General features: G+C 42.8%; 17 protein-coding genes. 10 read left to right on the forward strand and 7 right to left on the reverse strand.

From position 1 onward, the window contains the following. Positions 1-135 precede the first annotated feature (135 nt). Entirely contained in the window at positions 136-1,437 is a 1,302-nt protein-coding gene (locus GQA99_RS11985; RefSeq protein ID WP_160054113.1) for a DEAD/DEAH box helicase, read from the reverse strand. A gap of 849 nt (positions 1,438-2,286) precedes the next feature. Between GQA99_RS11985 and focA the strand changes: the two genes are divergently transcribed. The 6 genes from focA to GQA99_RS12015 all read left to right on the forward strand — a co-directional run bounded on the left by focA (position 2,287) and on the right by GQA99_RS12015 (position 9,200). Then, complete coding sequence (gene focA / locus GQA99_RS11990; protein ID WP_189386220.1) at positions 2,287-3,912, forward strand: formate transporter FocA; 1,626 nt, start codon at positions 2,287-2,289, stop codon at positions 3,910-3,912. Between the two features lie 419 nt (positions 3,913-4,331). Then, positions 4,332-5,162, forward strand: a complete 831-nt coding sequence (locus GQA99_RS11995; RefSeq protein WP_229785875.1) for a hypothetical protein — start codon at positions 4,332-4,334, stop codon at positions 5,160-5,162. Between the two features lie 214 nt (positions 5,163-5,376). Further along, on the forward strand, positions 5,377-6,291 hold the full coding sequence (locus GQA99_RS12000) for a LysR family transcriptional regulator (protein ID WP_160054115.1): 915 nt from the start codon (positions 5,377-5,379) through the stop codon (positions 6,289-6,291). Positions 6,292-6,391: 100 nt separating this feature from the next. Next, positions 6,392-8,350, forward strand: a complete 1,959-nt coding sequence (locus GQA99_RS12005; protein ID WP_160054116.1) for a TonB-dependent receptor domain-containing protein — start codon at positions 6,392-6,394, stop codon at positions 8,348-8,350. Between the two features lie 110 nt (positions 8,351-8,460). Continuing rightward, entirely contained in the window at positions 8,461-8,925 is a 465-nt protein-coding gene (locus tag GQA99_RS12010; RefSeq protein WP_160054117.1) for a DUF4405 domain-containing protein, read from the forward strand. Positions 8,926-8,927: 2 nt separating this feature from the next. Further along, entirely contained in the window at positions 8,928-9,200 is a 273-nt protein-coding gene (locus GQA99_RS12015; RefSeq protein ID WP_160054118.1) for a hypothetical protein, read from the forward strand. An 80-nt stretch (positions 9,201-9,280) separates the two neighbouring features. Here the strand turns inward: GQA99_RS12015 and GQA99_RS12020 are convergent, their stop codons facing one another. After that, positions 9,281-11,068, reverse strand: coding sequence for an aminopeptidase P family protein (locus GQA99_RS12020; RefSeq protein WP_160054119.1), 1,788 nt, complete (start codon positions 11,066-11,068; stop codon positions 9,281-9,283). Positions 11,069-11,299: 231 nt separating this feature from the next. Here GQA99_RS12020 and GQA99_RS12025 point away from each other — a divergent pair, with 231 nt between their 5' ends. Further along, a complete protein-coding gene (locus GQA99_RS12025) occupies positions 11,300-12,514 on the forward strand; it encodes a M24 family metallopeptidase (RefSeq protein ID WP_160054120.1) in 1,215 nt (404 codons plus the stop codon). Positions 12,515-12,603: 89 nt separating this feature from the next. On the opposite strand, the gene bamJ is transcribed toward GQA99_RS12025, so the two are convergent. The 5 genes from bamJ to GQA99_RS12050 all read right to left on the reverse strand — a co-directional run bounded on the left by bamJ (position 12,604) and on the right by GQA99_RS12050 (position 16,354). Next, a complete protein-coding gene (gene bamJ, locus GQA99_RS12030; protein WP_160054121.1) occupies positions 12,604-13,074 on the reverse strand; it encodes a BamJ family beta-barrel-assembly machinery protein in 471 nt (156 codons plus the stop codon). A gap of 122 nt (positions 13,075-13,196) precedes the next feature. Beyond that, positions 13,197-13,547, reverse strand: coding sequence for a DUF1294 domain-containing protein (locus GQA99_RS12035; protein WP_160054122.1), 351 nt, complete (start codon positions 13,545-13,547; stop codon positions 13,197-13,199). A gap of 72 nt (positions 13,548-13,619) precedes the next feature. Further along, a complete protein-coding gene (locus tag GQA99_RS12040) occupies positions 13,620-14,768 on the reverse strand; it encodes a DUF418 domain-containing protein (protein ID WP_160054123.1) in 1,149 nt (382 codons plus the stop codon). Positions 14,769-14,928: 160 nt separating this feature from the next. Continuing rightward, positions 14,929-15,813, reverse strand: a complete 885-nt coding sequence (locus tag GQA99_RS12045; RefSeq protein WP_160054124.1) for a prohibitin family protein — start codon at positions 15,811-15,813, stop codon at positions 14,929-14,931. Positions 15,814-15,877: 64 nt separating this feature from the next. Beyond that, positions 15,878-16,354 (reverse strand): hotdog fold domain-containing protein, encoded by a 477-nt coding sequence (locus tag GQA99_RS12050; RefSeq protein ID WP_160054125.1) that lies wholly within the window; start codon positions 16,352-16,354, stop codon positions 15,878-15,880. Positions 16,355-16,508: 154 nt separating this feature from the next. On the opposite strand from GQA99_RS12050, the gene GQA99_RS12055 reads away from it, so the two are divergent. From GQA99_RS12055 to phrB, 3 genes are all read left to right on the forward strand, one after another. Next, positions 16,509-17,444: a polyprenyl-phosphate transporter gene (locus tag GQA99_RS12055; protein ID WP_500691081.1), complete on the forward strand. Its 936-nt coding sequence runs from the start codon at positions 16,509-16,511 to the stop codon at positions 17,442-17,444. 203 nt (positions 17,445-17,647) lie between these two features. After that, positions 17,648-18,610, forward strand: coding sequence for a YbgA family protein (locus GQA99_RS12060; protein ID WP_160054126.1), 963 nt, complete (start codon positions 17,648-17,650; stop codon positions 18,608-18,610). Positions 18,611-18,621: 11 nt separating this feature from the next. After that, positions 18,622-20,055: a deoxyribodipyrimidine photo-lyase gene (gene phrB, locus GQA99_RS12065; protein WP_160054127.1), complete on the forward strand. Its 1,434-nt coding sequence runs from the start codon at positions 18,622-18,624 to the stop codon at positions 20,053-20,055. Positions 20,056-20,217: the final 162 nt, after the last annotated feature.

Below are 20,217 nucleotides of genomic sequence, written 5' to 3' on the forward strand. Positions count from 1 at the left end.
ATGAGTACGTATAAGTTACAAAAGCAGACCTGCAAATAACAGTAATAATTTCATTCAAAAGCAAAAAAGACGCCGAAGCGTCTTTTTGTTTGCCGACCGCTTAACAGCGGGTAGGTAAAATATATTGAGTCGAGGTTACTTAATCTTTTTGTACTTTACCGTGCTGCTGGTTTTACCGACTTTAACACGACGACCGTCCATGTTTTTCTCGGCAATCATCTGTGCGCCAACGTTGTCGCTACGTTGTTGCTTTTTAGCAAAGCTACGACGCTTTTCAATTTGCTTAAGCAACATTTCACGACTGCCTACTTCATATCCTGGCACGGTTACGCGGCGAATAGGTTGACCGATTAATTTTTCAATGTCAGCTAACGTGCGCTCTTCTTCACGGCTCACAAAAGAGATGGCTACACCGGTTTTACCTGCACGGCCAGTACGGCCAATACGGTGAACATAATCTTCGGCCAAGAAAGGCAAATCATAGTTAACCACGTATTCAAGGTTTTGAATATCAAGACCACGAGCAGCAACTTCAGTGGCAACTAAGACACGAATTTTACCTTCAACAAACTCACGTAATGCACGGCGACGGCTACCCTGGGCTTTTTCGCCGTGCACCACACCAGACGGAATACCGTCTAGGTTTAATTCTTTTACTAATTTGTCTGCGGCGTCACGCGTGGCAGTAAAGACTAGCACCTGGCGCCAGTTTTTAGTGCCAATCAGCTCAGACAATAATTCACGCTTACGACGTTGCTCAACCGGATAAATTACCTGGCTAACCGTTGCTGCGGTGGTGTTTTGCTTATCAACTGTAATCACTTTAGGCTTATCGAGCATGTCGTTCGCAAGTTTTTTCACTTCAGTTGAGAAGGTGGCCGAGAACAACATGTTTTGGCGTTTTTTGTTTACCGCTTGCAGAATTTTTTTAATATCGGCACTAAAGCCCATATCTAACATACGGTCTGCTTCATCAAGCACTAAAAAGTCAACATTCGACAGACTCAAGTTACAGGCTGTGATGTGTTCAAGTAATCGGCCTGGTGTCGCCACAATCACGTCAGCGCCACGTTTAAGCTTTTGCGCTTGCGTGTCGACTTTTACGCCACCATAAATGGTCAATACGGTTAAATTTAGGTGTTTACTGTAGGCGCTAATATTGTCAGCTACCTGAGCGGCAAGCTCACGAGTCGGCGTCAGAATTAACGTGCGCGTATTCGACGGCATGGTCTCTCTTGGGTTTTCGCACATTCTTTGCAATATAGGCAAGGCAAATGCTGCGGTTTTACCGGTACCTGTTTGCGCGCTGGCTAATACATCTTCACCGCGACGAATCGCCGGGATTGCTTGTTGTTGAACTGGCGTCATAGATTGATAACCGCACTCAGCGATCGCGCGTAATATTTCTGGGGCGAAGCTAAAAGATTCGAATTTCATGGTGCGGTTCCTGTATGTACATCAAAACAAAGCGATTTAGTTGTATTAAGCATGTCCGCTACACAAGTTCAATCTAGATAATTTGGGCCGTTAGCCTTATGAAATGGCTAAATTCATGCTTAACAGTGTTGTTAACTTCTTAGGATAGTTGAAAAACGTTAAGCTTGAGTGGGATACCCAATTTGGGCGCCATCGATAAGCGGCCGCGGAGTATAACAAACTTTTGTTTAAATCCTGAACTTTATCTGCGTTTAAGCTTAAGATTTTTTGTTTATTATCCTATTAAACAAACGGCTCAAGTATTTGGCTGGATTCCTATTACGCAGCACGCATTTACTCTTACCTCCTGCCATTTCTGCGTGGTATCACGTGCTGATGACATCGCTTTTACAAGCCAACTGCGTTTGTTAGCCCCATCTCGTCTTAACGATATCCATAAAAACTTATCGGATTCACTTTTTGTTATTTTTTACCTGAAAAACTGATACTCGGTATCAAGTTTACTTTTTGGCGTGCAGCCTGAGTTTCTAAGGTGCTTTGATATCAAACATGCGCAGTTTATGGGATTAACATTGGCCGATTTTGCTCAATATGGCTCAGTTTATGTTGGCGGCTTGAGCATGAACAACATCCTCTTAACCCTTGCCATATCGCGTGTAAATATCCTTTTTCTAATATTTATGAGTATCAATATTATTGATGGCTCACCTAAAAAAGACTCAATATTATTTTAAATTCCTTGGGGTATTCTGAATGCGTACTTAAAAACAAATTCAAGGAGTTACCCATGTATATCGCCTATGTCTATTCATCTATCAATGGGATCCGTACTAACTTGCGGAAGACATTATGAGAGGGCTTCATTCCCAGGAGGCGGCTCACCAGCAACGTCTTAGCCGGCAGGTAAATCATCTTGCTGTGGTTGAAAAGCCTGCACTAATGAGCCCTTTTGAAAAAGCGGCAGATTACGGACACGCTAAAGTCACTAAACATGTTGCACAGTCATTTGGTTTGTCGGTATTTGCAGGGGCATTTATCGCACTCGCATTTGTGTTTTATCTCACTGTTACGACTGGTTCTGCTCAAAGTTCGTGGGGCTTAGTTCGGTTCAGTGGCGGAGTCGCGTTTAGTTTAGGGTTAATTCTTGTGGTAGTGCTTGGCGGCGAGCTCTTTACCAGTACGGTATTAAGCGCCATCGCCTGGGCACAAAAGCGAGTGACCACTAGGCAGTTACTCTATTGTTGGATGCGGGTATATCTCGGCAATTTATGTGGCGCCATGTTGATACTGCTACTGGTGATGATGTCGAAAATGCACGGCTTAGATGGTAATGAGTGGGGCCTAAATGCCCTGCATGTTGCCCAACATAAAATTCATCATGATTGGAGCCAGGCTTTTGCCTTAGGCACCTTGTGTAACTTACTTGTTTGCTTAGGGGTTTGGATGACCTTTAGCTGCAAAGATGCGCTGGCTAAATCGTTATTGCTGATATTGCCGGTGGCGATGTTTGTCTCTAGTGGCTTTGAACACAGTATTGCCAACTTGTTTATGGTGCCACTGGGTATTGCCATTCAACACTTTGCTGGCAATGAATATTTCATCGCTTTAGGCGTTGCCCCACAACTGTTTGCAGACTTAACCATCAGTAACTTTGTGCTTCATAACTTAATCCCTGTGACATTAGGCAACATTTTGGGTGGCGCGGTATTTGTCGGTCTGGGGTATTACTGGATAGATAACAAAGGCGTTAAAGCCCTTAACAATGCGCCATCGTTACACATTAGTCCTTTTAATGACACTTATGTTGGTACTCATCAACATATTCACACACCCGAACTCCAGCAAAATTTGTCGGTGTCAGAATCGCTTCAACAAAACGACGTTTCTGCACACATTCAACATCAACCCAGTAAAGAGTATTTAGCCATGAAAAATAAAATCCAAAAACTTATCGTGAGTGAATTAATGGACAGCAAACCCACTATGCTTTCAATCGATATGACACTTTATCAGGCGCTTATATTACTCGCGAATGATAATGTGCGTAGCGCTCCAGTTGTAGACAGTAAGCAGCAACTATTAGGCTTTGTGTCTGAGCAAGATCTTATGCGCTCACTGTGGTCTGAAGAGTTTTCTGCCACATTACCCCTTTCAGTTAAAGACATAATGCAAACTAAGATGCTGACGGTTTCACCCACTGAAAATGTCGCGCAGTTATTAGAGTTTATGGTGGTAGACAAGAAAAAATTATTCCCAGTAACTGATTCTGGTATGTACATCAGTGGTGGATATCAGAGTTATGAAGAGCGTTTACGTGATGCTTCAGCGGCAGTGCCGAGTGTGTATCCCGTGGTTGAAAATGGCCGGTTATGTGGCGTCATTCGTCGTGAAGCGCTGTTAACCATGTTTGCTAAATATTATTGTCCAAAGCATGACGGTAAAAGTCATCCTGTGGAGCAACAATCTGTCGCGTAATGTTGTATTAAACATAAGTTAAGCTTAATAAACCTCAACTCGGATTTTTCTGAGTTGAGGTTTATTGTTATCGCACGACAAATATTCGTTAACTATGATCTGTTACTGGCCATTGCGTTGCATTATATAGGTGCTCTATAAGATTAAGAGTGCATTGTCTGTGGACTCCTTCACAGCTTCCATTATCATTGGTTGATATTTATACAGTGCCAGCCTATGCTTACAAATATAAGCTCAAGGTGTCTGATTTTTATTAATTTATTTTGACTCTTTCTGCTTCAATGAATTGCCATCCTTTCGATTTTTCACCTTCCACGAGTAAATCTATGAATTCTCCTTTGCGATTTTACATAGTATTAAGCTTGCTAATATTAGCGGGCATCGTGGCGAGTCCAACCTGCCAATCTAATGACCAATTTATGATTAATCGTTCTGAATCAGAATTGGATAGTCGATATCAATACACTTATGAATTGTTAGCCCTGGTAATACAAGCCACTACAGCCGATTTTGGAGAGGGCAGTTTGCTAGTGACCGATATGCACATGAGTCGAAATCGTATTTTTAGGTCATTAAAAGAAGGTGACGGTATTAATGTGATTGCCGAAGCATCCAAAGAGAACTGGAATGAAGAGCTTATTCCGATAAGAATCCCTATTCGGAAAGGGATCCAGGGTTTTCGATTATTTATTATTAAAAAAGACAATGTGAGTATGCTTGCTAATATCACAACTCTAGATCAGCTCATTTCTCTTAAAACCGGTTCGGGCAGTCAATGGTCGACTAAAGTGGCTATGCAACAAGCAGGCTTTGAAGTAGTAGAAAGTACGCTTTACGAAAATTTGTTTAACATGCTATCTAAAGGACGTTTTGTCACATTTGGACGTGGAGTTAATGAGGTTTTTCAGGAAGTTTCACTGTTTAGTCTGCAGTACCCCGAATTAATGGTTGATGAACACCTTATGCTGCATATCCCATTGGTGACTTACTATTACGTTTCGCCTAATCAACCACGACTCGCGAAACGAATTGAAGTTGGTTTACAACGAATCATCGAAAATGGTCAATTTGATCAATTCTTTTATCAACATCATTGTGAGTATTTACTTAAGGCCAAATTGAATAACAGGGTGATTTTTAAAATCAATAATCCCTATATTGCAGAAACTGAAGTCATCTCTTTAGTGGGTAAACAATTTTTACTTAACCCCAAAGATGATTTTGATACCTTGTGCCAACAATATCGTTAAATTAGCTCACTGAATTTGGCTTTACATTCGAGTAAGCGGTAAAGCCAATGACCATTTCAAGGCCGTGGATAATAATCTTTATAACTTCTGTTGCAGGAAAGAGCCTGCTGTAAATCATTTCCAATGGCAGCAGTGACAAGCGTTGCGATATTTTTCGTACTATTTCAATGCTAGAATCGAAACCAGTATTTACGCCGCTAGATGGTTAACCTCCATGAATATAAATCAACTCGATCTCAATTTACTGATTATCTTAAAGCAATTGCTTGAAGAAAAGCATGTCAGTAATACGGCATTAACATTGGGGATCAGTCAGCCATCCATTAGTCGTTCTTTAAATAAGTTACGCCAACTTTTCGATGACCCGTTATTAATCCGTATGTCGGGTGGCTACCAATTAACGCCCAAAGCGCAATCCATTCAGCAAGACTTAAACTCGATACTTAACAAAGTAGAAGCGTTAGTTAATAAACAAGGTTTTGACCCTCTTACCAGTGAGGCGACTATAAAGCTGTTTGGTTTACCGCCACAAATGAGTGTGCTTATTCGGGCGTTAATTCAAGATTTTAGATTAAAAGCGCCCAACATAACCCTTGAAATAGACACCAGCCCTAAACCACAATTTGCCGATTTATTAAAAGGTGATGTGCATTTTGTGGTAACAGGGCACCAACCATCGGTTGCAGAAGATAAACTGTATCGTATCCCTTTATTTGAAAGGGAGTTTGTTTTATTGATGGCGAAAAACCATCAACTGGCTAATACGCCATTAACTATAGCACGGTTAAGTCAGTGTCATTTTGGGCAAATTTCGGTTCAGGGTGAAAAATTGTTATCGATTGCTCATTGTTTTGAAGCCCTTGGGTTTGACAATATCTCCACGCCAATACGCCTAAAAAACTTTGATAATATCGGTACTATTACCGAAAACAGTGATGTGATTTTCTATGTGCCGAACCATTTTGCTGATGAACTATGCCAGCATTACTCACTCATATCACGTCCTGCACCCAATGAGCTTAACATCGATCAATCACAGGTTTGTTTATATTGGCATCAACGCTATCACAACGACCCTGTATGCAAATGGTTCAGGAGTTTAATAAATGAGCAGTTATTCAATAATTAAATAGTTATTATGCAGCCAGAGTATTCGTTCTTGGTTGCATAACATCTCAATGATAAGTCTAATGGTAACCATTCTCATTTAGATTGGTGTTGTTAAACTAATGATCACGACTTATTCTTCTCCTTTGGCACGAACTCATTTAGTCATTGTCATCAGTACCTTGTTAACCGGTTTTTCTTTTAATGCTATTGCTGCAGATACCACAGACAAAATAGAAAAAATTGAAGTGTGGGGCACCACCATTACCAATGGTTCTTTATTACAAGATGATATTGAAAAAAGACAAGCAGACCATTTAAGTGACTTATTACGCGACCAGGCAGGTATTGATGTCGGCGGCTCACATTCAATGGTGCAAGGCATCAATATTCGTGGCGTCGATGAATTAGATTTAAACATCACCGTTGATGGCGTTACCCAAAACAACAACATGTTTCACCATTCAGGAAACTTGTTAATCAATGCTGATATTTTAAAAGCGGTTGATATCAACGTTGGTACCAATTCTGTACTCACTGGTGGTCTCTCTGGTGGTGTGGCGTTTGAAACCAAAGATGCAGCCGATTTACTTGACCCACAACAAGACTTTGGTGCCCGCTTACACGCTGATTATTCAAGCAACGATTCTGCAGGCGGTTCTGCGACGGTTTACGCTCAGCTTACCGACAGTATCGACGCCTTAGGTTATCTTACTTATACCGATCGCCATAACTTTGATGATGGTGATGGAAACGAAGTTCAAGGAAACGAAGGGGAAATCACTAACGGCATAATGAAGTTAGGCTGGGATGTCGATGATCATAGTCGCTTTGAGTTGTCTTACGACAAGTATACCGATGAAGGTGATTACTACATCAAAACTAACTTTGGTAGTAACTATAACGAAAGTAATGAACTCGAAACCCAAGAGATTGAATATACCCGTACCACAGTATCATTAGCCTATGAGCTTGACCACGGTGACATGCTAAATTTACGCACCAGCATATATCAAAATGAACTTAGCTACATGCCAACAGATACTGAAGGTCAGTCTAAGCATACAGGTTATACCGTGCTGGCTGAATCGGTTGTGCAGGGCGATTTAGTTCACACACTGCGTTATGGCGCGGAAGGATACGAGCAAACATCAAAGCTTATTGAACAAGGTATTACCAGCAACGAAGAAACCGCAGACTCTCATGCGATTTACCTTGAAGATGAAATTGCATTAACCAACAAGTTGTCGGTCACTCCAGGCATTAGATATAACCACTACAAAGTCGATATGTTCTCGCCGGGCACGGGTGATTCTCTTGATAAAACATGGACCGACTTCACTTTTGGCTTGGCTACAAAATACTTAGTTAACGATCAATGGACCGTGACAGCCGCTGCCACTGAGTTATTTCAAGGCCCAGGCCTACGTGAAACATACACGGATTACGACACCACTTTTGATCAAAATCTTAAAGCCGAAACGGGTGTCAACTATACGGTTGGCGCAGCGTATCAACAATACAATGTGTTCGGGCTAGACCGTATAGGTTTTTCTGTTGATGTGTTTAGAACTGAAATCAACGATTACATAGATAATTGGTCTGTGGGCAAAGGCAATCCTGTAGGTGAATATGTCAACTCAGGTGACTATGTCATTAAGGGTGTCGAATCAACGCTAACCATGCGCAAAGATGATTTTAATGCGCGTTTAACTTACTCAAGTTCAAACTCTGAAAGCCAAGAAACCGGTGAAGTATTACGCTACGAGGTAGGTGATAGCTTATCACTCGGCCTAGGTTATGAGTTTACCGAATACGACGTAAATGTTAATTGGACAACCCTCGTGACATTAAGTGATGACGTGGTGTATGGAGGTGCTGACATTAATAAAAAAGGTTACGACGTTCACAACATCAGTGCCCAGTGGCTTCCTGCTAGCGCGCCAAATTTAACTTTGACCTTTGGTATCGAAAACTTGTTGGATGAGCAGTATTACTCACATGCTTCATACACCAGTGATACGGTTCAAGACTATGAGTCGGGTCGTAATTTTAAAATTAGTGCCTCTTATATTTTCTAGCCAAAACCGTGCTAATGGCAGCAAATTTACAACCGACTCTAGGTTAGTTTATTTGCTGTCTAGTGTGCCCAATATCAATAAATATAAGTGATTTAAAGGTTATAAAAATCATGTCCGATTGGAAACAAAACTTGCAGAAAACCCGCTATGTAATGGATGCCCTGTTACTGGTGAGTTTTATGATTGTGTCAGCCCCTCAGGCTACCGGCGTGCCACTGCATGAATGGTTAAGCTTATTGTTTATTGTGCCATTTGCAATCCATTTATTGTTGCATTGGGACTGGATAACCCACAGCTTTAAGCGATTGTTTTCAAAAATTTCCGCGAAAGAACGCTTTAATACCGTGTGGAATTACCTGCTTTACTTAATGATGTTGCTAGCAACTGTCAGTGGTTTTCTTGTGTCGGTAGCGCTGTTACCCACACTGCAAATTGACATTAATATTCAAGACTTTTGGTCTAAAGTGCACCATGACTCCGCGACGCTAATTATGCCAATGATTGGTATTCACTTAGCGTTACACTGGAACTGGATAGTGCAACTGACTAAACGCATGGTAAGCAAAAAGGCATAACGATGAAATACCTACAATATCAATGGAAGTCACGTTTATTTTATGTGTTAGCCATATCCATTTTAGTGAGCGTGATGCTGGTATCACTTGAGTGGACCAGTTGGGCAGAGCAGATAAACTCGCAGGGTTATACACATGGCGAGGGCGAAGGTAAAATGCCCTCTATACTGATGTACATATTGCCCTTTGTGAAAGAGCTGATTTTGATTGGTGTGCCTATGTTAATCACGGTAGCGCTAGCAAAATTAATCGGACGCTTTAAAAAACGTAAATAAGCGGATTGGGATTACTTATTAAAAAGGCTTAGTGTGATCATCTCACCTAAGCCTTTTATGCCTTTATTGAATGCTAGCGCTTAAATAGCCACTGTGACTTTATTTAACCAGGCTAGCTCGTCGCCTTGCATTAATGGCGCAAGGGTTTGACGTACTTTTTGCTGGTATTGATTAAACCAATTCACTTCAAAATCAGTTAATAATGACTTGTCGATTAAGCGGGCATCCATTGGGATGTGAGTTAATGCATCAAACTCATACATTTCACGTTCAGCACCTTGTAATGCGAGGCAAGGTTGTACCGCCACTAGGTTTTCAATACGAATACCAAAACCGTCGGCGCGGTAATAACCTGGCTCGTTTGACAACACCATGCCAGGTAACAGCGCAACACCGTTAACGTTTTTACCAATGCGCTGCGGGCCTTCATGCACACTTAAAAAATGGCCCACGCCATGGCCTGTGCCGTGGTCATAGTCAAAACCATGTTGCCATAAGTATTGGCGTGCAAAAGCATCGAGTTGCTGACCAGATGTGCCCTTAGGAAAGCGTGCAGTATCTAATGCAATATGGCCTTTTAATACTAAGGTCACCATTTTTTTCTGCTCGTCAGTCACATTGCCAATGGCGATAGTGCGGGTCACATCGGTAGTGCCATCGATATACTGTGCGCCAGAGTCAACCAAATAAATACTGTCCATGGTCATGGTGCTTGGGGTGCCATTATTGTGATTGTAATGACACATGGCAGCGTTGGCTCCTGTGGCTGAGATAGTGTCAAAACTTGGCTCGCGATACAGTGGGTCTTGCAATCTAAAACTCTCTAATTTGTCTGCCAGTTGCGCTTCATCGTGCATGATTTTCTGCTCAACCTGACTGTCTAACCAGGCTAAAAAGCGGCTAACGGCAACACCATCACGGATATGACAGGCGCGCATAGCCGCGAGTTCTGCGCTATTTTTTTGCGCCTTAGGTAAGGCAACTGGGTCGGTACCAACAATCAGCTTAGCACCACTTTTTTGTGCCAGTAATTGTGAGAATGCATTGGCTGAATGCGGGTCGGCTAATAACTTAACGCCTTCCATTTGGGTTAACACAGTGGCTAATTCAGCTTCATCTTTAAAGCTCACCCCAGCGCCTACATGCTCGGCAATATTTTGCGGTACTTTAGCTAAATCGGTAAAAAAGGTCATGTCGCCATTGGCCGATAATAGGCCGCAGCCCAGTATGACGGGGAAGCGTGGCACATCGTTTCCGCGGATGTTCAATAACCAGCAACACGAATCTAATGCGGCGATAAGCGCCACGTGAGCGCCTTGTTTTTTTACTAAGGCCCCAATTTGTTGGCGTTTCTCTACGCTATTACGCCCAGCACCCTCATGGCTAAATAAGGTCATGGTCGTTGCAGATGCTGCTGGGCGATCTAACCAACTCACATCAATGGGGTTGTCATTCACTTCAACCAGGTTGATTTGGGCTTTATCAAACTGTGCTTTGGTTTGTTGGTACCATGCAAGGGTGTGCAAACGGCTGTCGATACCCACACTGGCGCCAGCGGGTAAGGTGTCAATGAGCCAGTCTATTTGTGGGTCGTCATACAGGCTTAAATATTCAAATAAACTGCCATCGACTTGCTGGCGAACCTGCACAGTGTAACGCCCGTCGGTAAAAATAGCGGCGCGGTCCTTTAATACAATCGCCATACCAGCAGAACCGGTAAAACCAGTAGCCCAATGTAAACGCTCATTGCGGGCAGGCACGTATTCACCTAAGTATTCATCGGCGCGGGGAATGATAAAGGCATCGATGTGGTTCACTTCAAGTTGTTGGCGAATGGCATTGAGGCGCGTAGCAATAATATTGGACATGGTTTCTCCGTGGGAGGCGACTGATGGACTCAGCTCTGTAAATGAAGTGCAATTATCGCAAGGGCAGTACAAGCCTTGCAAGCGAAGTAGCTAAGAATAGGCAAGCTAAAATTGTAAACTTATATTGTAAACAGATATTGTATGCATGGTAACAATGACAAACAGACGGTATCCTAGCCCGGAGTGAATGCTTTATTTAAACGTAATAATAACAATAATAAAGGAAACGTTATGACAATCGGTGTTGGTGGTGTAAGCCCACAGCAAGCGTTAGCTAAATTAACCCACATGGCTGAGGGCGTGGCAGCAATAAGTGATGATGAATTTACGCTGCGTATTTCGCGCGCGCAGCAATTAATGGCGCAACATGGTTTAGATGCCATTTATGTTAATGCAGGCACAAACTTGTACTATTTTAGTGGCACGCGTTGGTTTTCAAGTGAGCGTATGGTGGGCGCGATTATTCCTGCCGTGGGTCATATTGAATATATTGCCCCTGCATTTGAACTCGATACCTTGCAAGGGTATATGGCCATTAAAGGCCAAGTAAACACCTGGCACGAAGACCAAAGCCCTTATCAGTTATTTGCCGATGTGCTCAACAATATGGGGTTAACCCAAGCCAAAATCGGCATTGATGAATCGACGCCCTTCTTTATTAGCGACGGCATCGCTCAAGCGGCATCTCAGCATCGCTTTACCAGTGCAACAACCGTAACAGCGGGTTGTCGTATGATTAAATCCACTGCCGAAATCGCTTTAATGCAACGCGCTAAAGACATGACGCTTGAAGTGCATAAAGCCGCTGCGAGTATATTACGTGAAGGCATTACTACTGCAGAGGTCGAAAGCTTTATCGATCAGGCACACTATGCTGTAGGCGCGGCACAAGGTTCATATTTTTGCATTGTGTTATTTGGCGAAGACACCGCCTATCCACATGGGGTTAAGTCGCCAAAATCATTAACACTTAACGACACTGTGTTGATTGATACCGGCTGTCAGTTGCACGGCTATAACTCAGACATTACCCGTACGTATGTATTTGGTGAGCCCAATGAGCGTCAGCGCCAGTTATGGCAGTTAGAGCAAGATGCACAAATTGCCGCTTTTAATGCCGCGCAAATTGGCACGCCATGCTGTGATGTTGATGTCGCGGCGCGCAAAGTATTACAAGATGCAGGCTTTGGCCCAGGTTACCAGGTACCAGGCTTACCGCATCGCACTGGTCATGGTATAGGGTTAGATATTCATGAATGGCCGTATTTAGTTGGTAATGACTCAACGTTACTGGCCAGTGGCATGTGTTTTAGTAACGAGCCCATGTTATGCGTGCCGGGTGAGTTTGGTATTCGCCATGAAGATCATTTTTACATGACCAGTGAAGGGCCGAAGTGGTTTACCCAACCAGCCAAATCGATTGATGATCCGTTTTACTTAGGTTAAAGCTGATTACTTAAACGCACATGCGTTAAAAAACAAAGCCTCCATCTCGGAGGCTTTGTTATGTTGATAACTGTTTATCTGTGCTGAGGTTAGTTAATCGCAAACAACTCAACATCAAATATCAGTACTGAACCACCCACGATTTTACCGGTTGAGCGGTTACCGTAGGCAAGCTGGCTTGGGACATAAAAACGGAACTTATCGCCAACACTCATTAATTGCACACCCTCAGTCCAGCCTTTAATCACCTGGTTTAAGCCAAAGCTAATGGTTTCGCCACGTTCAACTGAGCTGTCAAATACAGTGCCGTCGATTAAGGTGCCATGGTAATGCACTGTCACTTTGCTGTTGGCTTTTGGGTGTTCAGTATTGTCGCCTTTGGTGAGGATTTCATACTGCAGGCCTGACAAGGTTTGTATTACACCTTCGCGTTTAACGTTCTCGGCTAAAAACAGTTTGCCTTTTTCGATGTTTTCTTTTGCTGCCTTGGAGTTATTCATCTGGCTGAAAAAATAAAATATTACTCCAGCAATGACCACAACGGCCAAAATCATACGCATAATTTTTCTCAATAAAATAGGTTTAGTGGCATGAGTTTACCGCAAAATGATAAACGCTATCAAACAACGCCAAATCTATTTTGCAAGCGGGTTATTGTTTCGCGGTAGATGCTGTTAATGCTTTATGACATTTGCACTGTGGTCCAATCAAAATAGACATAACCCGCAGCGCTTATCACGGCAATATTAACCACAATGCAGCACCACAGTAGCCGAATAAAAGGTATCTTTTGGGTTTTATGGCGAAAATGATGTTGGCCCAGCAAGGCTGCGGGCCAACCGCCCAATAATGCACAAAGGTGAAGTGTTTTTTCACTGATACGGCGCGAGCTCTTAATTGCCGCGTGTTTATCGAGGTAATACAAGGTCACGGTTAACACATTAAGCGATAAAAAAACTGCGGTTAGCCAGGGTTGAATCAATGCGCTCACCATGGAGAGCACGGTTAACATTAGCCAGGCAAATTTGTTCATATGGGCGTTTTTCACTTTCAGATGATGTAATTACAGGTAACGAGGTGTTGTTTCTCTCAATGCCTACCGCGATTAGCCACGTCTTAGCACTAAATAGCGCCACAGCTTTTCCAATGGGCCTTGTTTGAAATAACGTAAATACCAATGCGCAAGCAATAGTTGCACCATGGTGTAAATGACTGCGATAGACATATAGCCCGTTCTATCTAACTGTTGCTGCCATTCAGGGGCAAGGTAGCGCAGCAGTATAATCCCAACAATGGATTGGAGAATATATAAACTGAATGCCAGTTTACCGACGTTTTGCAGCGCGGTTAAACGCTGTGAGCTGTTTTTACACAACAAGCAAATGATATGGATATACACCAAAGCACAGGCGATGGCGCTTAACAGTAAAATCACGTCAGAGAGCGCCACTAATAGTGTATTACCGCTAAAGCTCAATACTGAATCGACTAATGATAACGTCACAGCCCAAAAGAGACTTTGTTTGAGTGTCTTGGCGTCTAATCCCTTGCTAAATACTTCGCGTTTATACAGTGCCATGCCGATTAACATCAGCCCAGCAATAAACCACATCAGTGTCAGTGGGATGACCATCACCATGTAACCAAACATCATTAGGTGCAGCACTAATTGCTCTGAATAGCTGCCCGTCCAGGTTGATAATTGCTCCATAAATAACGTTGAGTCACGCAAGTATACCTGGTCGTCTGGCGATAGCGATATCAAGGTGATTGGAATAAGCGACATAAAAATAAACCATTTTGCCTGCCTAATTAACGCATCAGCATCGAGGTAGCGATACTTAAAAGCCAGTAATCCACTGACGCCATACGACAGTAAAATATCACCCGGGAAGATAAAAATTCCATGAATAATCCCAAATAAAATCAGCCAATATAAACGCCACTTTTGTTGTTTGAGAAAGGTTTGTGATGAACCAAGAGTTAACTCAGATTGGTATTTTTGAAATTGAATTAACATACCCGCACCAAACAACATTGCGAATAAGCTAAAGAAACGGCCTTCCAGGAAAAAGTTACTCAACAGCTCAATGGTAATGTCGCTAATCGGCTGTACAGCATGCGGCGAATAGCCAAAAAAGCTATTGCCCATAAAGTAGATGTTTAAAAAGAAAATACCCAATACACCGACACCACGAATGGCGTCAAGATTGGCTAAGCGTTGTGGTTGAGTCGAAGCTAATTGCTCGTCCATGTGAGTTGCACTGTTAATCGCAGAAGTCCTTTTGGATGATTAAAGCTTTAGCTAATTTACGCGTGAGGCAATAAAAAACCAAGCATTGTGCTTGGTTTTTTAAGATGTTAATCGTTATTGAGGATTAAACGCATCCACAACGCTGACTTAAGGTTATGGATTACTTTTTCTGTACTTCTAAAAACGGGATCGTGCCAGTCGGTAACATGGTGGTAGGCAGCTTACCGTCCCAGCGCTCAGCTTTGGTTAATTCAACCAGGTTTTGGTTTTGCGCTAATGCTTCGGCACGGATTTTAATTGCCGAGGCTTCAGCATTACCTTTAATCCGAATACTCTCGGCTTCTGCAATAGCACGCGCTAACTGAGAGTCAGCTTCTGCTTGTGCTTGAGTAACGGCAATTTGCGCGCTAACACGTTCTTTTTCAAGATTTTGCAATTGGGTTTGTACTTCGACTTCGGCGCGCATTCTGTCTTCTACCGATTTTTCATAAGCATTAGAAAAATCGATGTTTTCTATCTGTACCGAGGTAATCGTTACTGGGCCTTTAATTGACTTGGTAATGGCATCTGTCACGTCAATACCAAACTTAATACGCTCTTGTACCGCAGAGATAGCAGTGTATTTACCAAAAATGTTCTCAACTTGAGTCGGCACCTGGCGATCAAGCAAGCGCGAAACCATTGAGTCGATGCCTTTAAACTTGGCATAAACTTCTTCAACGCGATCGGGCGGTACGCTAAAGGTAACTGATGCGCGCAAGGTTGCTGGTTGTTGATCGCGGCTATAGGCTTGCAGCGCCTGATAACTTGCGGTGTGTGTTTGAGTTGAGATTTTTACCACGGTATCCATTAATGGAATTTTAAACCCTAGTCCGGGTTCTGCGGTATCGATAATTTTACCATTACGTAATAACACGCCGCGTTCACCCTGATCGACGGTATACCAGCTGCCATATAAGCTGATGAGAATAATCAGTAATATCGATACCGGAATAATTTTACCCAGGTGATTGTTGCTTGCGTTTGCGAGATCGTTTTTTAACATTGTGCTTCCCTAGCAAAAAATAAAATAAAGATAATCTTATGATTATCTTACGATTGTTTTATGACTATTTCTGTGGTTTTTCAGAGATCCACAGCTTAATGTGGCCTTGGACCACCACCACACCGTTGGTGTCATAGGCTTTTACATCAACTAACATATCACCCACTTGCCACTGCTCTGGTGTTACCTCTGCGACGCATAGAATATCAGTCCCTGCTTTAGCGGTATAGTCAACCGACATCCCTTTAGGGATCCAACGTAAATGTGCAGGAATAGAGGCCTCTGCCATGGTACCCATTGCCATTTCTAAGCCATTACAAATCGCAATCACATGCACGGTACCAATATGGTTTTGCACTTTTTTACGTTTTTTAATTAAACATTCGCAACGATTCACCTTTAGCTCGTTAATGTAAGGATGAACCGTGCCAAAATAGGGTGCCATGCGGGCGACCATTTTAGAAAAAATATGTTTACCGAAAGGGTATGAGGTCACTTTTTTGTACAGTGACATGACTTTATTAGGTTTAGTTGGTGTCATATGAAAAACTCGAATTATTGAATCAATGGGTTCTCTGGTCGGATGAGATTAACATTGTTGTAACCTTGGGTGAAGAGCTTGGCACTCTTTTTCATCGCTCATTTGCTTAGCGACAGGTATAATTTCGCCAGTGCTTAATCGTTAAGGATAAATTTTGAAATCGAACTTGTTGTTGAATTATATCAAAGGTATGGCCATGGGGGCTGCCGATGTGGTGCCGGGCGTTTCTGGTGGAACCATTGCATTTATTACCGGGATATTAGATCCACTGTTAGACGGTATCCGCAAAATCAATTTATCTTTGTTTGGCATTATTAAGCAGCAAGGTATTAAAGCGGCTTTTATGCACATTAACGGGCCGTTTTTGTTATGTGTGTTTGGCGGCATCTTAACCAGTATTTTTACCTTAGCTAAGTTGATTTCATGGCTATTGGCCACCCATCCCATTCCGGTATGGTCGTTCTTTTTTGGGTTAATTATTTACTCTGTTGTGCACATGGTAAAGCAGGTCGAAAAGTACACGGCGCTGCGCATTGTCATGTTTGCCCTTGGGGTGGCCTTTGCGTGGGCGATTACGGTGTTGCACCCCATTGAAATGCAGATTACTTACCTTAACTTCTTCTTTTGTGGCGCCATTGCAATATGCGCGATGATTTTGCCGGGGATTTCTGGCAGCTTTATTTTGCTGTTACTCGGTATGTATCCCGCGGTACTCGCAGCAGCTAAAGGGTTTGATATTATTTATCTAGCATGTTTTGCTGCAGGCGCTGCCATTGGTTTACTCAGCTTTAGCCATGTGCTATCGGCCTTGCTGCGTAAGTTTCACGATGCCACTGTGCTGTTTTTAACCGGGTTGATGCTTGGTACATTAGGTAAAATTTGGCCGTGGAAAGAAGTGATTAGCTGGCGCGAAAACAGTAAAGGCGAACAAGTGCCTTTACTGGAGCAAAACTTATCGCCGTTTCAGTTTGAACAAGTCACTAGTGAGTCATCACAAATTGTCATGGCCATAGTGTGTGCGCTGGTCGGTATTGCCTTGGTGTGGGGCCTTGAATACGTCGGTCATAAAGCGAAGGCGCAGGTTGGTTAAGTACAACGACCTCACTATTTAACTAAATAGACAAGCAGAATCTCGGTTCTGCTTTTTTATGCTTCAAATTTAGCTGAAAACGTTCTATAAATAATGAACTTAATTCATTTTCATTTCGTATTATGAAAGATTAAACCCACAAGTAAGTGGGTATGATTTGCTTGAAAACAGGCAAAATCAATTCGGTCTCAGGAGTATTATAAATGCCAGATACAGTCACATTTGTGCCAGAAAAAATCCAAATTGGGATCAGCAGCTGCTTATTGGGCAATCAAGTTCGTTTTGATGGCGGCCATAAAAACTCTTATTACTGTAAACAAGAAATTGAACCGTTTTTTGAATACACCACAGTTTGCCCAGAAATGGCGATTGGCATGGGCGCACCACGCAAAAGTATTCGTCAAATTCGCGACGGCGACATTGTGCACATTAGAAGTGCTGATGGCTCGTTAGACGTGACTGATAAGCTTAATGAATATTCTCGAAGCAAAGTAGAAGAGCTCGACTATCTAGGTGGTTATATTTTATGTGCAAAGTCGCCAACCTGCGGAATGGAGCGCGTAACCGAATATAAAATTGGCACTAATAACGGCAGTAAGACAGGCGTTGGTGTTTTTGCAAAAATATTAATAGAGCGTTACCCGTTTTTGCCGGTAGAAGAAGAAGGGCGTTTACACGATCTACCAATCCGAGAAAACTTTTTTACTCGCGTATTTGCTTACAACGATTGGAAAAAAATGAACCAGTCTGGGCTAACTAAACACAAACTAATGCAGTTTCATTCGCGTTATAAATACTTGCTCATGGCTCATAGCCCTAAATGGTATCGCGAGTTAGGTCCAATATTAGCCGACATCCAAGATCTAGAACAAACGGCGCAGCAGTATTTCGAAGGCTTTATGACGGCGTTAAAAATTATTGCGACGCGTAAAAATCACACCAGCACATTGCAACATATTCAAGGTTATTTTAAGAAGCAATTAAGTGCAGATCAAAAAGAAGAATTGAGCGAATCGATTTTAAAATACCGCCAGGGGTTATTGCCTTTATTAGTGCCTATTACCTTGATTAACCATTATGTGCGTGAGTTTCATACTCCTTATATAGAAGAGCAAGTGTATTTAAATCCACATCCTGAAGCGCTTAAGCTTCGTTATGCTTACTAGGTCGAGTGTTGATGAGTACGATGAATAGCCTGATGTGGTTTAGACAAGATTTGCGCGTTGCCGACAACCCTGCGTTAGTGGCAGCTTGTGAGTTTGCTTGCCAACATCAAGGTAACGTGCGGGCGCTGTACATAGTGACGCCATCGCAATGGGCGCAACATGATGTTGCGCCCATTCAAATTGATTTTATTGAGCGGCATGTCAATTTGTTAGCGCAGTCACTGGCAGCATTAGGTATTGCCTTAGATGTGCTGCATTTGCAATGGTTTAGTGACACCCAGGCCGCGTTAAATGCGTATTTACAGCAGCACAATATTAGCGCTGTGTTTGCTGGCAGCGAACCCGAAATTAACGAACGGCGCCGTGATGCCCAGTTAATTGAACATGGTGTACCGCTGACATTAATTGACCAGGATTGCCTGCTCGCGCCAGGGCAAGTGCAAAATCTGTCTGGCGATATGTACAAGGTGTTTACGCCGTTTGCTAAAAAATGGAAAAGCGTTGCAAGCCAACGAGCTATATTACCTTTAGCGGCACCCGCTCCCGTCGCGGCAGCATTAGCATTGCCTGCCAATATTGAATTTGATTGTGCGAAACGTAGCAGCGAGCTATGGGCGGCAGGCGAGGGCGCAGCCAAACGAGTTTTAGACCAATTTTTAGCAAAACAAGTGGCCGACTATCAAGCTGAACGAGATTTTCCTGCCCTTGAAGGTACCAGCCGTTTATCACCTTTTTTAGCGCTTGGAGTGATAAGCTCGCGCCAATGTGTAGCGGCTATTTTAGCGCGTTATCCCGAGTCGTTAGTTGACGATACCTGCCCAGCTAAAACCTGGCTTAATGAGCTTATTTGGCGAGAGTTCTATCGCCATTTACTGGTGGCGTTTCCAAGGTTGTCGATGGCGCATAACTTTAACGAGTTGGGTGATGGCATTGTGTGGCGTAATAACCCTAAGGAGTTTCAGGCCTGGTGTGATGGCCAAACAGGCTACCCGATAGTGGATGCCGCGATGCGACAGTTAAATCAAACGGGGTGGATGCACAATCGTTTACGCATGGTGGTGGCGAGCTTTTTAACTAAGCATTTACTCGTCGATTGGCGTTGGGGCGAACGCTACTTTAGGCAGCAATTGATTGATGGTGATTTAGCGGCTAATAACGGTGGTTGGCAATGGTCTGCTGGAACCGGTTGTGATGCGCAGCCATACTTTAGGGTATTTAACCCTATGACTCAAAGCAGTAAGTTTGACCCAGACACTAGCTTTATTAAGCGATATATTCCTGAAATTGCCCGTTGGTCGATTAAAGATATCCATGAGCCTAAAACGGTTAATATAAATGATTTATTTGCCCAGCCGGATAATCAAGTTTATCCCAAGCCGATTGTTGAACACAAAATGGCACGCTTAAGAGCCATCGACGTGTTGAGTGCATTAAAGCGCGGTTAATTACCTTACTCTTTATCTCTCCCATGAGGTTAAATAAAAAGCCAACACTGATTTCAGTGTTGGCTTTTTTGCGTTAGATCACAGTATGACCAGCTTGGTTTGCATTAGCGAAGGGTAATGATTGAAGTAATACATTGAGCAGCATACAATGGCTTCAATAAA

The sequence above is a fragment of the Shewanella litoralis genome, assembly GCF_009828585.1.
Lineage (GTDB): Bacteria > Pseudomonadota > Gammaproteobacteria > Enterobacterales > Shewanellaceae > Shewanella > Shewanella litoralis.

Bases quoted from the DNA above. Each gene is read 5' to 3' on its own strand.
- GQA99_RS12020 (WP_160054119.1), bottom strand. From the start codon at position 11,068: ATGTCCAATATTATTGCTACGCGCCTCAATGCCATTCGCCAACAACTT.
- GQA99_RS12025 (WP_160054120.1), top strand. From the start codon at position 11,300: ATGACAATCGGTGTTGGTGGTGTAAGCCCACAGCAAGCGTTAGCTAAA.
- GQA99_RS12040 (WP_160054123.1), bottom strand. From the start codon at position 14,768: ATGGACGAGCAATTAGCTTCGACTCAACCACAACGCTTAGCCAATCTT.
- GQA99_RS12050 (WP_160054125.1), bottom strand. From the start codon at position 16,354: ATGACACCAACTAAACCTAATAAAGTCATGTCACTGTACAAAAAAGTG.
- GQA99_RS12000 (WP_160054115.1), top strand. From the start codon at position 5,377: ATGAATATAAATCAACTCGATCTCAATTTACTGATTATCTTAAAGCAA.
- GQA99_RS12035 (WP_160054122.1), bottom strand. From the start codon at position 13,547: ATGAACAAATTTGCCTGGCTAATGTTAACCGTGCTCTCCATGGTGAGC.
- GQA99_RS12005 (WP_160054116.1), top strand. From the start codon at position 6,392: ATGATCACGACTTATTCTTCTCCTTTGGCACGAACTCATTTAGTCATT.
- GQA99_RS12045 (WP_160054124.1), bottom strand. From the start codon at position 15,813: ATGTTAAAAAACGATCTCGCAAACGCAAGCAACAATCACCTGGGTAAA.
- GQA99_RS12010 (WP_160054117.1), top strand. From the start codon at position 8,461: ATGTCCGATTGGAAACAAAACTTGCAGAAAACCCGCTATGTAATGGAT.
- GQA99_RS11995 (WP_229785875.1), top strand. From the start codon at position 4,332: ATGATTAATCGTTCTGAATCAGAATTGGATAGTCGATATCAATACACT.
- phrB (WP_160054127.1), top strand. From the start codon at position 18,622: ATGAGTACGATGAATAGCCTGATGTGGTTTAGACAAGATTTGCGCGTT.
- GQA99_RS11985 (WP_160054113.1), bottom strand. From the start codon at position 1,437: ATGAAATTCGAATCTTTTAGCTTCGCCCCAGAAATATTACGCGCGATC.
- focA (WP_189386220.1), top strand. From the start codon at position 2,287: ATGAGAGGGCTTCATTCCCAGGAGGCGGCTCACCAGCAACGTCTTAGC.
- GQA99_RS12015 (WP_160054118.1), top strand. From the start codon at position 8,928: ATGAAATACCTACAATATCAATGGAAGTCACGTTTATTTTATGTGTTA.
- bamJ (WP_160054121.1), bottom strand. From the start codon at position 13,074: ATGCGTATGATTTTGGCCGTTGTGGTCATTGCTGGAGTAATATTTTAT.
- GQA99_RS12060 (WP_160054126.1), top strand. From the start codon at position 17,648: ATGCCAGATACAGTCACATTTGTGCCAGAAAAAATCCAAATTGGGATC.